This is a genomic window from Azospirillum ramasamyi (genome assembly GCF_003233655.1).
GTDB lineage: Bacteria > Pseudomonadota > Alphaproteobacteria > Azospirillales > Azospirillaceae > Azospirillum > Azospirillum ramasamyi.
This window is the reverse complement of the sequence record NZ_CP029830.1, coordinates 565,553-578,529: the sequence shown is the minus strand read 5'-3', so window position 1 is coordinate 578,529 and position 12,977 is coordinate 565,553. Positions and strand designations below refer to the sequence as shown.

17 protein-coding genes are annotated in these 12,977 nt (G+C 64.7%); 11 read left to right on the top strand and 6 right to left on the bottom strand.

The genetic code is table 11. The features are described 5' to 3' along the window. Positions 1–6 precede the first annotated feature (6 nt). Positions 7–1,398, bottom strand: a complete 1,392-nt coding sequence (locus DM194_RS15115) for an ImmA/IrrE family metallo-endopeptidase (RefSeq protein ID WP_111068388.1) — start codon at positions 1,396–1,398, stop codon at positions 7–9. A 12-nt stretch (positions 1,399–1,410) separates the two neighbouring features. Beyond that, positions 1,411–2,199, bottom strand: coding sequence for a hypothetical protein (locus tag DM194_RS28160; RefSeq protein ID WP_162630073.1), 789 nt, complete (start codon positions 2,197–2,199; stop codon positions 1,411–1,413). A 461-nt stretch (positions 2,200–2,660) separates the two neighbouring features. Here DM194_RS28160 and DM194_RS15105 point away from each other — a divergent pair, with 461 nt between their 5' ends. The 11 genes from DM194_RS15105 (at position 2,661) to DM194_RS15060 (ending at position 10,167) form a co-directional block, all read left to right on the top strand. Continuing rightward, positions 2,661–3,323 carry a hypothetical protein gene (locus tag DM194_RS15105; RefSeq protein ID WP_111068386.1) on the top strand — a complete coding sequence of 221 codons (663 nt, stop codon included), beginning with the start codon at positions 2,661–2,663 and terminating at the stop codon, positions 3,321–3,323. A 58-nt stretch (positions 3,324–3,381) separates the two neighbouring features. Then, positions 3,382–4,206 carry a PDDEXK family nuclease gene (locus DM194_RS15100; protein WP_111068385.1) on the top strand — a complete coding sequence of 275 codons (825 nt, stop codon included), beginning with the start codon at positions 3,382–3,384 and terminating at the stop codon, positions 4,204–4,206. 42 nt (positions 4,207–4,248) lie between these two features. Continuing rightward, positions 4,249–4,746 carry a hypothetical protein gene (locus DM194_RS15095; protein ID WP_162630072.1) on the top strand — a complete coding sequence of 166 codons (498 nt, stop codon included), beginning with the start codon at positions 4,249–4,251 and terminating at the stop codon, positions 4,744–4,746. A 118-nt stretch (positions 4,747–4,864) separates the two neighbouring features. Beyond that, on the top strand, positions 4,865–5,122 hold the full coding sequence (locus DM194_RS29145; protein ID WP_111068383.1) for an antitoxin VbhA family protein: 258 nt from the start codon (positions 4,865–4,867) through the stop codon (positions 5,120–5,122). 190 nt (positions 5,123–5,312) lie between these two features. Further along, a complete protein-coding gene (locus tag DM194_RS15085) occupies positions 5,313–5,906 on the top strand; it encodes a hypothetical protein (protein ID WP_111068382.1) in 594 nt (197 codons plus the stop codon). A 3-nt stretch (positions 5,907–5,909) separates the two neighbouring features. Next, positions 5,910–6,725, top strand: a complete 816-nt coding sequence (locus DM194_RS15080; protein ID WP_111068381.1) for a hypothetical protein — start codon at positions 5,910–5,912, stop codon at positions 6,723–6,725. A 181-nt stretch (positions 6,726–6,906) separates the two neighbouring features. Beyond that, complete coding sequence (locus DM194_RS28155; protein ID WP_162630070.1) at positions 6,907–7,290, top strand: hypothetical protein; 384 nt, start codon at positions 6,907–6,909, stop codon at positions 7,288–7,290. Next, complete coding sequence (locus tag DM194_RS15075; protein WP_162630069.1) at positions 7,287–7,514, top strand: hypothetical protein; 228 nt, start codon at positions 7,287–7,289, stop codon at positions 7,512–7,514. The genes DM194_RS28155 and DM194_RS15075 overlap by 4 nt, the downstream gene beginning before the upstream one ends. A 134-nt stretch (positions 7,515–7,648) precedes the next feature. Continuing rightward, positions 7,649–8,497 (top strand): hypothetical protein, encoded by an 849-nt coding sequence (locus tag DM194_RS15070; RefSeq protein WP_111068379.1) that lies wholly within the window; start codon positions 7,649–7,651, stop codon positions 8,495–8,497. A 500-nt stretch (positions 8,498–8,997) separates the two neighbouring features. Next, entirely contained in the window at positions 8,998–9,777 is a 780-nt protein-coding gene (locus tag DM194_RS15065; protein ID WP_162630068.1) for a DUF3775 domain-containing protein, read from the top strand. A gap of 78 nt (positions 9,778–9,855) precedes the next feature. Beyond that, a complete protein-coding gene (locus DM194_RS15060; RefSeq protein ID WP_162630067.1) occupies positions 9,856–10,167 on the top strand; it encodes a hypothetical protein in 312 nt (103 codons plus the stop codon). Positions 10,168–10,192: 25 nt separating this feature from the next. On the opposite strand, the gene DM194_RS15055 is transcribed toward DM194_RS15060, so the two are convergent. From DM194_RS15055 to DM194_RS15040, 4 genes are all read right to left on the bottom strand, one after another. Continuing rightward, a complete protein-coding gene (locus tag DM194_RS15055) occupies positions 10,193–10,435 on the bottom strand; it encodes a hypothetical protein (protein WP_111068376.1) in 243 nt (80 codons plus the stop codon). 78 nt (positions 10,436–10,513) lie between these two features. Beyond that, a complete protein-coding gene (locus tag DM194_RS15050) occupies positions 10,514–10,720 on the bottom strand; it encodes a hypothetical protein (RefSeq protein WP_111068375.1) in 207 nt (68 codons plus the stop codon). A 144-nt stretch (positions 10,721–10,864) separates the two neighbouring features. Continuing rightward, on the bottom strand, positions 10,865–12,361 hold the full coding sequence (locus tag DM194_RS15045) for a DUF6035 family protein (RefSeq protein WP_111068374.1): 1,497 nt from the start codon (positions 12,359–12,361) through the stop codon (positions 10,865–10,867). A gap of 38 nt (positions 12,362–12,399) precedes the next feature. Then, positions 12,400–12,930: a hypothetical protein gene (locus DM194_RS15040; RefSeq protein ID WP_111068373.1), complete on the bottom strand. Its 531-nt coding sequence runs from the start codon at positions 12,928–12,930 to the stop codon at positions 12,400–12,402. Positions 12,931–12,977: the final 47 nt, after the last annotated feature.

The following is a 12,977-nucleotide window of genomic DNA, read 5'->3' as shown; positions in this document are numbered from 1 at the left end:
CCTATGTCATCGCCAGGATCGGCTCCAATCGATGCCACCCGCCTTGGACTGCTCGATCAAGCGCGCGATCTCCATCTTCTGCTCTGGAAGCGGACCCCCAGTGTCACCGTCGTAGTTGTCCATCTGCCGCAATGCCAACAGGAGGCTGACGTCGAAGCGATTCATGAGTTCCTCGACTGCCATCTCGATATCGCCTGTCTGGCGAAGCGTCCGCGCGGCGACCTCGGTGGGCAGCAGCAGTTCGGCGCCGAAAGCGTTCGCGCGGGCCTCGACGGTTTGATCGGTTCGCACCCTGTTCCCTTGGGCCTCCGCCACCGGTAGTGCCCCGGAGCGATCGATCAGCAGGTGGCACAGTTCGTGCGCCATCGTGGCGCGGCGCCCGCGGGGGCTGCCCGACCGCTTGCCCGCACGGTTCACGATCACCACCGGCCCATGGTCGCCCCAGGCCGCGATGGCGTCAATGAGTGACGTGCCGAGGTCGATGTCCTCTATCGCCACACCCCAGCCCCTGAGCATCCCCTCGATGTCTATCCGGCCCTCGGGCAGGGCCAGTCTGTTCCGCACCCACTTCGCGACGGTGTGGCCCTGCTCATACGGCTTGCGGAGTTCATCGAGGTCCGATGCCTTTGCCGCCATGGCCTCGTTGCTGAGGGCATCCAGTGCCGGGGTATCGACCGGGGCGTGGGCGCGGATCGCGTCGAGCGCAACCCGCAGGACTTCGACATTGATTTCGGAAACATAGGCGAGGCGCGCGGCCATGCGCAGGTCGCCTGGGAATGCCAGGTCGCGAGGGTCGGTCACCGGCTCGAAGTTCAGCCTGCCGACCAGACTCAGCGGCAACTCGAGCAACTGGGCGTCCACGGTCGCCAGCCCGTTGCGGTCCCGTGGCAGACGCTCGCGCCAGGCATGGACGGCGGAGCAATCGGCCGGAAGGCGCACGGCGATGGCATGGCCGAACTCCTCCAGTGTCTCCAGAGCGGCCTCGAACGGGACGCAGACGAGCTTCAAGACACCGTTCTGGGTCGCCCACAAGGTGAGCGTTACTCCGGACCGACGGAGGACGAGTACCGTGGCATATAGATTGCCCAGGAGACTGCCGATTTTGACCTCTGGAGAGGGGTCCTTCAGCAGGTTGCGCCATTTCTTCGCCAAGTCGTCGAGAAACGCCTCTGGATCCACTTGGCCCTTGAGCAACGTCTCGCCGCGATAGCGTACGGCCACTTCCACTGCGCCCGGCAGGCGGCGTTGGTTTCGCGGTTGATCCAGGCTGAGGACAAAGTCCTCCTGGTCGCCAACCTCGATGGGAGCGCTGCTCGTCGGGAACCGGTCCCGACCGAGCCCGACCGGGATATCCGAATCATCGCTTCCGCAACGAAGCGGCCGTTCAACGGTGGTCATTCGATGAGCTCCTCAAGGCAATCCCTGCAAGTTCATACCGAGCCGGGCCAAGGTGTTCACCACGTTTCCATTGACGACAGAAGCGATACCGCGAGCATCCTGGATGGACGCCAGGGTGTTGGTACAGTACGTCCAGGCTACAGAGTCATCAACCTCTACATAGGGAGCGTGGTTGCCGGATGCGTCCTGGAGATCCCCGATTTCTTGGCGGTCATATTCAAACTTGGCCCCAGGCAGGGCCGCTTGGTACCAGCTTTCGGCGAGTGGCGCCGCATGAAGCGCAATCCGTCCGCCATGTCCATTCTCGTGCGAAAGCAGGATCGCGCCAAACAGCAGCAGTCTGCCCAATTCTCGAACCCGTGCGGGAGGCGGTGCCTCTGCCCGATTCCAAGGTGCTACCGCAAGGGTATCCACATAGGCGGCGAGTGGCTTGACCGGCGGTCGACCGCGCTGCTTGGTCTGTCGGGGCAGATGGCGTGTCTTCCAGTCGTAGATGACCCGAGCGACGGCTTCAGGCTGGTGAGGATCCCGCTCGCTTTCCAGAACAAGCAACGTTCCGCCGCGCGGTTCGAGGGTTCCCACCTCTGTGAAGGCTGGGGTGAGCACCTGCCCGCGCCAGTCCCAATTCAGATCTGCATCGCGTTCGATCAGGGCTCCCAGATCCAGCTTCGGCTTCCAGAATTTCTCAATCTGGCCAACCAAGGCATCGAGCATCGCGGCGTCTAGGGAGCTATCATACTCCGCATCGTACCGGTTGATGCGGATTTGCACCACCTGACCAGAGACATCGCGGGCAGCCATCGAGGTAGAGATTGTGGGCGACACGGTGTTGATGGCCTATGCGAGTGTAAGTTCCTGCGGCATGACCTCTGAGTAGCAGATTTTTGTTGGCGGAGTCGAGCCGCGCGGTGGCCCACGACGGCAGCCGTGGTCAGGCGGAACTCGACCTGCCCGAGTGTCCGTTGTGGCGCTGGCCTGCGAGGCCGCTCCAGAGCCTGCACTCCACATGTCGTCTCCTATGGGCGCCTTCGTGAAAGCCTGTTGTCCACCGCGCTCCGCCGGATGATGCGGCCCATTGAATTCATGCAGCGGTTGCTGGCGATCGGCCATTGCGATTGCATTGGCCGAGTCTGTTTGCTACCGTGCGTACGGTTGTCCCACCAGACCTGCCCCCGGGTTAAAGAGGACGGTTCGTGAGCCGCCGCGATCCCCACGCGGTCGATGCGTAATCGGCGGACATCGACCGAGCGTTAGGATCCGAGATGGCCCTGCTTGCCCTCACGAACGACAACCTCGCCTTTTTCAAGCGCTCCCTGCGGGCGGACCTTCCCGCCGTGGGCTCCTCGCACCTCTCCGAGGCGCTGGCCGCCGCCCTTGGCAGCCGCACCGGCATCGCGCTCGCCACCCGCTTGCGGGAGGACGGAGCCGAGATGCCGTCCCTCGCCACCGTCGACCAGGGCGCCTTCGCCGCGCGGCTGGCTGACCTCGGCCATCGGGTCGCGACGCTTCCGGCGCTCGATGCTCTTGCCCGCTCGCCCGATCTCCCGAACCGGATCTGGGCGGTGCTCAAGGACGGCGACCGCCCGGCCCTCAACGCCTGGCACGGTGAGTGCCAACGGCGAGGCATCCCCTACGTCTACGCGACGACCGGCCGCCAGCATGCCCGCGTGGACTGGGACTGGATCACCGTGAACCCCGCCTTCGACGGGGTTCCTTCCGACGACGGCGAGAGCAAGCTCCTCGACCGGATCGTCGGGGCCATCCGGGCGAACGCGACCTCGTCGCCGAAGGCGAATTTCGACGCCTCCGCCTTCGCCGGGCACGTGGAGAGGCTCTCCCCGGAAGACGCGCACGCCCAGGCCGACGCGATCTTCGAGCTTCTCTACGGCGCCCTGAGGCAGGCCCGGCGGCCGGTCCCCGCATAGGGATCAACCCAAGTCTCACAGACGGGACATTGTATCTATGCCATTGCACCCTGGAACCATGGAGAGCAGGGCTTCCGAGATCCTCTCCGCTGCGGCGCGTGCAATGCGGGCAGCTGGGAAAGCCGTCGAGGCACGTCTGCTGGCGCTGGCCTCCAGCGAGGAGGTCAGCGAACACGGGGATGCCTATTACGAGGTTCTATCCCAGCGACGTCCCGACCCGAAGCGGCACTGGGAGGTTCATCTGTACGTCCCCGAGGAGGAGTTGCCCGAAGACAAGTCCACGTTCTGCGGCCATGCCATGAAGAACGCGATCTTCCAGGCTTTGGAGAGGCGCGGGATAAACGAGTTCGTCGAGATCGTGTACGCCTTCGTCGCTCCGGGGCCGCCGAGAAGCAATCAAGGGAAGCTGGGCGCCGTCGAATGGCCGACGGTCAACCATGACGGGCTGATTTTCCGATCCGGCGCGGAGATGCGGTTCTACGAAGCCCTGAAGCGCCTGGGGGTGACGATGGCCCCGTTGCCAGCGATCACCCATGCCCGGAGGGGTGAGGGCGGCCGGAGCCGCCTGGAGCCGGACTTCCTGATCTTCCACGCCGGACGGGTGGCTGTCGTGGAGCTCGACGGCCCCCATCATGCCGACGACGTAACTTCCGAGGCCAAACTGCGCTTGTCGCCGCTTCTTGAGCAGGGCATTCCGGCCGTCAGGATTGCTTATCCGAACACGCTGGACACGGAGCAGGCGGAAAGGCTCGCCCAGTCAGTGGTCGATTGGGTTCAGGACCCGCTGACGTTGCCAGACATTTACATCTGGAATGTCGGCGCTGAGGAAGGTGACACTCTTGATGGCGTTGGCAATCCAGGCTGCGAATGCCGCTCGGCGTGATTCCGAGGGCGAGGCGATGTGGTCGGAGAACACGAATTGAAGTTGGAGAACGCGGACACGGAAGACGGTCTGACCTACGCTTGGCCGGAGGGTGCCTCCAGCAGGACGGAGATCCCATGGCCGGACTGGGAAGCGTACACCGTGCGCAAAGCGGACCGGCTACCCGGCGTTGCGGGCGAGACCCACATCATCCTGTGCGTGGTCGACGAGGGCATGGTGAAGAACACCATCTGCCGCCACGATCTGTTCGGGCCGGACGGGCGGTTCATCAAGCACATGACCGTGTTGTCCGACAACGAAAAAGCCCATCAGGACGCCCTGATGCGGAAGGGTATGAAGGATCACCTGGATGGCGAGGAGAAGCTGGTCTATGAGGAACTCCGAGAGCGGGAATGGGAGGGCCGTCTGCCGACGCCGGACAAGCTGCGCGCCCTGATCGGCGCGTTGCGCCTGCCGGTGTCCCCCGACTATGGCGCCCAGCACCTGCTCAGGAGGGCGGGACTGGACCGAGCGAACTGGGCAAGCCCGGCCAGCTGTTAGCCGCTGGGGTGGTTCCCAGCGTCCTGCGAGGTTGAGATGATCATCGGCGGGAGCATGGATTACGCACGCATTGGAGTTGTGCCTTTCAACGCCCCATCCGGCAGGATGGGACATCTGGATGGAGAGGTGGGCGATGGTTCAGTTCAGGCGCGGCGGTACTGTTGAAGATTCCAGGATCCCTCAGGTGGACACGGGCCGCATGGAGACTGGTTCGCGGCGTGCGGACATGAACCAGATGGCCGCCATCTCAGCCTTCGAGGGTATGCGCCCTAAGCCCGACTTTGCGCTCCTTCGCGATAGGTATGCCTCCGGCGAGATTTCTGCGGCTGAGTTCAGGAGTCAGGTTTTGGGACGTTGGAAGAAGAAGTCCAGTTAGCGCCTTGCCCGAGAACGCGCACGCCCAGGCCGACGCGATCTTCGAGCTTCTCTACGGCGCCCTGAGACAGGCCCGGCGGCCGGTCCCCGCATAGGCGACCGCGAGCGGGGGTGGCCGGGGCATGGCAACCAATGAACCTTCGATGATGTCGAGGTGAGCAAAGATGCGAGTATCCAAATGGCACGCCATCATGCGTGCGTCGGCCACACGGGATCTGGTCCTCGCTGCTCTCCTGCTCGGGGGGTGGTATCAGCTTGAACTGCCATGGCTATACCTTCTGGTCTGCGCGATCCTGTTCATCGTGGTTCCGGTCGTGTTCCAGCTTCCGGGAAACTGGCCGCGACGGATGACCTCTGAGAAGTGGGATGAGGTGCTGCGGGGGCCGGTCGTCCATTTCACGACACCCGAGCGGGCAGCGGAGATGGCCCGCGGCGGCTCCAGCATGGAGGGCGGCATGCCGGGCTGGGTTCTTATCCGGCCGTCGTCGGGTAGGCTCAGCGCGGTCGGTCTCAAGGGAAGGAAGGCGGCGTACGCCTTCGCGGGGTTCCCGACGCGGGGCGATTGGGTCAGGAACGTGGGCAAGCACGCCACGGTGGCCGTGGTGATCGACCCCTCGGCCCTCGACCTCCGGGATGTGCGGTATCGCACCGCGGACGGGGCCGTCATGCTCCTCGACGGCTATCACGGCCCCGCGGAGCTCGTGGAGGTCCAGCCGGACGCCAGGGATGAACGAGTTCGCCTGATGGCGGGCAAGGTCCTCGATGCCGTTCCTGCGACGGAGTGAGACATGGTGACGTCCGCCCCCTTGAGCCTCATCCGCGAACGGGTTCGCGACTGCCGGGATCCCATCCTCGACACCGAGGTGCTGCTCGACAACCACTCACCGGAACCCTACTGCCTCGGCCCCTTCGCGGACCTTGTCCGGGATCCCGATGGGCAGCTGCTTCGAGAAGAAATCGACGTACCGATACGGGCGGTTGTCGCACTTGGACGAGGCGATGGACTGCTCGGCAACCGCGACACCTGGCGGACCATCATCGACCGCGGCCTCCACGGGAATGGCTGGACCCACGATGTTTTCGACTATTTCGACGGGGAGATCTGCGACCGGTATTTTCCTGCCGATGGCGCGAATGGCATCCTGGAACTTTACAGCGTCGGCGGTGCCGTGCAGTGCGGCAACGGCAACCACCGCTTGGCCGGGGCGATCGGCTGGATAGCGTCCACGCGGCCTCACGATCCGGTGCTCCGGAAGGCGCGGGTCTACGTGGGGCCGGTCCTGCCCGGCATCATAGCCAGCATCCTCGCGCTTCGCTCTCCGGGGACGGAAATGGCCTGCGCGGCAGGTTTCACCGGGAGGGGTACGGAGACCTTCCTTCGGGTGCGACAGGGACGCGACGTCAAGACCTACGCCGTCCGAGATGGCGTGCTGGAGCAGCGCTTCGATTGGCGCGAGAGTGATGGATCCCAGCGGCGTCCCATCGATCACGAAGGGGCTTGGCATTGGTGGACGCTGCCTGATCAGGTCCTGAACGCCTGGGCCGATGCCGGATGGCTGGACCGGCAGATCAGAAGCCTTCCGGTAGCGCCTTGCGCGGCATGACGCCTGCCGTCTACCCGGGTCACTCAAGCCGACAGCGAAACCGCGCGCGGAGTCCCCGAATACGCGGGGCTTCGTATGGCTGCTCCAGCGGACATTGGTCACGCATGGCCTTCGGGAAAATCGCCTTGGGCGAAAAATCATTCGCAATCGGCGGGACATCGCCCTGAACCTCGGCATCGACATGATCGAAGGACAAGCGACCGGCGCAGGGGCTTACTTCTGCGCGCGGTGGGGGCTTGTCCCGAAGAACAATGTTTGGAAGCGATTCCGTGAGCTTGTGCGGACTAGATTGGAGGTGGGGTTCCCGGGCCTGAGCATACCTCTCGCAGAACGGCTTGCAGTATACAACGCGCTCAATGCCCTGGAGCCGTTCGCCATCCAAGAAGTCGCACGAGCAAGATCCTTGGTGAAAGTCGATGAGGAAACTACAATTCCTTTAGGCCGCTGGCTTTTGGCTGAACCATCTCACAGTTGGGAGGGGCAGTTGAATTTAGCCGATCCTATGCAACGATTGATTCTTGACGACTATGTCGGAGAATCAAGCATTGAGGAGGAAAACTCGTGACTGAAGAATGCATAGGCATGGTTCCGTTTGAGCACGTCGCCATCGAAGAGCTTGAGGAAGAGGACGCACGGCGTCCGAGGGAGAGCATTTTCGACCGTGTGGTTGCCGACAACATGCGTCGTCGAGGCTGCCCAGATGAGCAGATTGTCGGGCTCATGGGATATATTCCAACTCCGCTGGCTATCGAAGTAAGGGGGAACGACGGCTTGCTTGCGGCCGAGTAGCCCCTGTTGATCAGGAGAGACCAGGAAGGACTGCGTCTTGATGCGTGGCAGGCCAAGAAGCTGCGGATGACCATGAAGCAACATTATGGAATGCAAGCGCGGCAATCTGTGGGCGGCTGACGAGAACCAAACAGATGCTGCGCACTATCCTCGCTTACGTCGGGTTCGGGCGCTCCAAGGCGATCCGTGCTGCGGCCGCCGCCGTGCATGATCCTAAGTCTGCCCGCTTCATCGGAGATGCCGACTTCACCACGGCCATGGACATCCTGTTCTCCCTGCGGTGGGGGATGACCCTTTCCCATCCGGTCTCCAAGGCCGTTGGCGGCCTGCTCGTGAAGGGGAGTGAACGGGACGAGGAGGTGGACATCCGCAAGGTAACCGGGGTTGCCATCTCCAAGGGGCGGCTCATCGGCAACCTGCCGAGGCTCCTGAAGACCATCGACACGACGCCGGAATCCCTGGTCGCGTCGTCCCTCCAGGAGCAGCATCAGGTCATCCTTGAAAATGTCATGCAACATTCCGGCTGCATGCGAAACGGTCGGTTTGACCTTTGGGAGGAGGGCTGGAGCGGTCGCCTGATCGCACGGAACGATGCGACGGCACGCCGGATCGCATGGCTCCATGTTCATGGAGGCTTGGTGCAGACCGTGCTCCCCGCTCGCATTACCCGATACGGCCTCGACCCTGAGGCGCTCGACGTGCTCACCCGGCAATGGTGGGCGGTCCTGGTTCCTGCCGACGAGGCGGCCAAGCTCGAATGTGCCCTGAGGCGGCTCCGGGCGGACCGTTGCCAGCTGGTACTGGAGACGTGGTCCAGGACGGCACCGAATGATGAGATCCCCACCTGCTGGCGGCTTCTGGCCTGCCCCCGCGACAGCCGCCACCTTCAGGCCCTGCGCGACGGGTTGGCCGACGCCGCAGCGCCCGTGTTCGACCTGTCCCAGTGGCTCAGGATGCTCGCGGCCGGGCGGGTGCTCCCGTGAGCGGCGGCAATGGGGCGGCGATCCGTTGCGACATCCGTTCAGCTGATGGCCAAGGGCAGTCGGCGCGCGAGTCCGGCCGTCATCCGGTTGGCGACGGCGCGCCATTCGGAACCGACGGAAGCCCCGCTGTTCATGGCTGTGAGGTTCGTTTCACGAGGGCGTGGCCAGACCTCGCAATTTGGCAGGAACTCCCTGCCAAATTGCCTTCGGGAGGATCTCGTCGAGCCGAAAGGCTCTGCTGGCGTTGAGTGCTGGTAGAACCGCGCCAGCGCCTGCGACACCCGGATCAGCAACGCCAGGCGCCTGTACCTGCCTGTGAGCGCCATCGCGTAGAGCTTCGGCTTGCATCCCGCTACGTGATTTGCCATGGTGTGGACGCGCGTCGCGAGCGTCACGTCCTGCCGGGTGAAATCGCCTTACACGTAAACCACCGCATCGCTCGATCCCATGCGGTCGGCGTTTAATCGGCAGGCGCTGACTGCGATCATGGGTGATCGAAGATGCGCTATGCCATCAATCCCACCAACATGAAGCTCGTCAAGGACGCCGCGTGGGCTGCCTTGCCGCAGGTCGGCTCGTCTCATCTGTCGGAGGCGCTGGCCGCAGGCTTCGGGTACAAGACCAACGCCTCATTGCAGTCCGCTCTGAAGGCCAGCACCGTCACCGTGGAGTTCAACGAGGGCGCCTTCGCCGGAAGACTCCGGACAGTCGCACCATCAGTCCCCTACACGCTTGGCCTGATGTTCCCCGTTCTCGCGTCAATCCCGGAAATCCAAACGCGACTGAAGCATCTAACCGTATCGAAGGTTACCGCCATCATCGGCTTGGTGGAGGCCGCGAACCAACGTCAAAGTGGCTCTGGAGCGCGTCGCCTGTCCATCGGTGCTGGCGGGAATGCCGATGCCGTGGTTGACGCCATCTTGAGAGGCCCAAGTCCCGCTGTAATTGATCTCTATAGCGCCATAAAGGCGCTCAACCACGATGAGCTCATGGAACTCATGGGGCTTATGTGGATCGGACGAGATTACGATGGCACCTTCGAGGACGCTGTATCCCATGCGTATCGCAATTCGGACGCTGGGGATGTGATGTACATTGCGGAAAAGAGACCTGTCCTGGCGAAATATCTGCGGGGTGGACTCGCGAAGATCGGCTTCCATGTCGTGTCGGAGCGAGCATCCAACTCAATGGCTGCTCCAGCAATTACAAAGCACTCAGATGCCTGCCCGAACCTCGGGGTGTTTTCGGATCTCCTTATTGGCAGTCAAATCCCCTATTAGGATGCCGTCATTCTCTGGGATTACGTGAAGACGGACTCTGGCAATACTTCGGGGGTTGGCAACTTCGCCGTCGGAATCATGCCCAAGGACGGCTTCGCCGACATGGACTACGACGACATTCGGCGGACACGGTGGAGAGCCTGGATGAAACAGTGGGCCAACGCCCACGGTCTTCCTCTGGCCAGCGGTCCGATGCGTTCGGGCGGCGCCACTCCCGAGGGCATCATCGCCTTGGCGATTGTCCGGAATCAGCTGCATGGCGACGACCTGGAGCGCGCCACGGATCATCTGGAGAGCCGCATTCATGGCTTCTCCCGCCGCCGGATCCGGGATTTCGTCAACCAACTCCGGTCGGAGCGGGAGGTTGGGCGCGATGGCGAGGACGAGTGACCGTCCTGCGGCGCCCGCCCCTCCGTCAGGTTACGGGCAGCGGTGCATGACGTGGGCGTGGCGTCGGCGCAACCGGCGCCACGTTCCAGTAGTGGGCCGCGAACTGGAGCGCCCGGAGCGTCGGGAACCCCTCGGGCACGGCGGCGCGCTCGATGGCCCGGCCCGCGAGCGTGGACCGGACCTCGGCCATGAACTCCGCCATCGGCACGATGCGGCCGCCGCCCAGCGTCTTCCGGTTGGCCGTTGAACCGTAGACGAGGAGCGCCACCTGCTCGATGTCGTCCGGCAGGTCGATCCCGGCGAACAGCAGGGGGATATGGCGGCGCCCGGCCGCGAACTTCTTCGCTTACCGCTCCTCCCGCCTAGCCCAGCTGTCGGTGTCCATGGACGGCTCGATGTGGACCAGCCTGCGCTCTCCCGGATGGTACGCGACGACGTCGAGCTCGCAGTCATGCCCACCGTTCGGGCGTCGACCCACGAGCACGTTCCGGCGGACGAAGTAGCCGGAGAACTCGTACCACTCGGCGACAAGGGTCTCGAGGAAGTTGGACATGACGGCTCCTCCTTGCTTGCCGAGATCTCTTGCCCCGCAGCCAGCGCACGAGCAAGGGGCGTGTTCTGGCACGCCAGCACATGGAAACGCCCCCGTCGCTGGCCGCCTGCATGGTGGCGATAGACCGTCGGCCCGCCCCCAGCCCTACCGCTCCGAGCCCGACGCCTCCGCCTGCGCGCGCATGCGCTCCAGGGCCGCTTGTGGCGGCCAGGGCTGCCTGATGGCTTCCGCGGCCTCGGGGAACAGGGTGGCGAGCACCTCGTCCATCTGGCGCACCGGCGTGCTGCCGGGGACGCCCCGGAACGCCTCCCGCATGTTGCGGACGACCTTGGCGACGGCGTTGGGGCGGCCGTCCAGGGACTCCCGGCGCCCATAGGCCCGGGCCACCGCGACCACCGCGTGGGTGGCCCAGCGCCGATGCTCCAGCAGGTTCATGACCACCGCCGCCAGGTTCATCCCTCCGTAACCGCGGCCGTCGCGGATGGCGTAGAGCAGCGGCAGGACGCTGGAGCAGCCATATTTCTCGTATGCCTCGTCCCAGGAGACCGTGCAGCCGACGGCTCGGGCCAGGACCCACCAGGGAGGCTCGGTGAAGCGCTCGTAGGTTTCCCGATCGAAGCCTCGATCCGACAGTCTCCAGGGGTGGCGATCCGCCTCGACGGCCCAGATTGCCGCGACGCCGTCGGCCAGCGCGGCGACGCGCCGGGCCTCGGCAGCCTTGCTCTCTTCGGCCGCGGCCTGGCGCGCCTCCGCGGCGGCCACGCGCATCGCCTCGGGATCCACCAGGTAGGGCAGCCCGCTCTCCGGATCCCAGAGGAGCTCGTCCACGTCGACGAAACGCTCCCGCCAGACCCGGCCGGGCTTCCCCCAGGAATCGAGGACATGCTCCCACCACCAGACCCGGAAGTGCAGCCTGCCGGTGCCGAGCGAGTGCTCGACCGCTTCAAGGTCGAGCGACAGGGCGTTGGAGCGGTTGAAGTGGTAGATGTCCTGCGCGCTCAGACGATCGCGGACCTTCTCGAACTCCCAGAACACCCAGGCGAGCCGGATGCCCTGTTCCTGGTAGAAGGTCTCGCGACCCTGGATGGCATTCAGGTAGGTCCGGGCCAGCTGGATCTCGAAGGCGATGGGGTTTCCGTGCAGGCGACGGTAGACGTCCGGCCTGCGCCGGTCCCCGTTGGCCGCCGTCACCCAATGCTCCTTGTAGGGATCGTAGTTCGCCACGTTAGGCGGGGAGAACCGGGGGTCGACGGAGGTCATGTGCATGAGGAAGCGCTTCACCTCCCGGTGGCGGGCGCCCTCGCCCTTCCCGCCGAAGCGCAGCGTGTCGAGTTCGGCGAGGTCGAAGCCGTCGTCCTGGTGCCACGGGCAGTCGGCGGGCGCCCCAGCGAAATGGCGGAAGTGGCGCAGCCGCGTCAGGTGGTGCCGGGACGGGAATGCCGGGTGCCCGCATGCCGCGCAAGCCCATTCGGAGCCGCCCGAGTTCCGGGCCGTGGTGGCGCGGCGCCGGGCGTGGACGAACTCGTCGTCGGGCATGGCGTCCAGCCAGCCGTCGTCGGTCCGCCTGCGCTCGCCGGTCGGGACGTGGAGGATCTCGCGGATGAGGCGGGTTGGGCTGCCGGAGGGGGAGCGTTTGGCCATGGTCGCGTTCGGCCTTCGAGGTTGCCGGGGGGAGGCCGTCAGGTGCGCCGAAAGACCCTCATGACGTGGAATTCCATGCTGTCCAGCCCGTTCCAGTTCGGCAGGTCCATGGGAACCGGGTCCACGACGGCGTCGCCCTCCATGGCGGCGATGTACTGCCGCAGGTTCGCCTCGGCCCGCGAGCCGCGTTCATGCGCGAAGCCGAGGACGAAGTACCCGGCGCTCATCGCCTGGCCCTGGCACAGATCCTTGAGCCGCCCGATGTCCGCCGTCCACGAGTTGCGCTGCTCCGAATATTTGTTGACCCACCCGCCGCTACCGGCCCACGCCGTCTTGATCTCGATGCCGATGCTGTGGTCGCCCCGGACGGCGAGCAGGTCGCTTCGGCAGCCGCCCCGCGACGTCGAGGATTCCACCCGGACGGAGTAACCGTCCTCGGACAAGGCGCGATAGAGCGCGCACTTGATCTGGTCCTCCTTCGGCTTAACGTCCTTGTGGTCGAGCAGCGCGATCAGGCCGTAGTCCTTGGCCGCGTAGTCGAGGCCGCGGCGGATGGTTTCGATTGGCATGGCTTGGCTGGTCTCCCTGTGTCCTGCTTTCGATGATGGCTGGGATG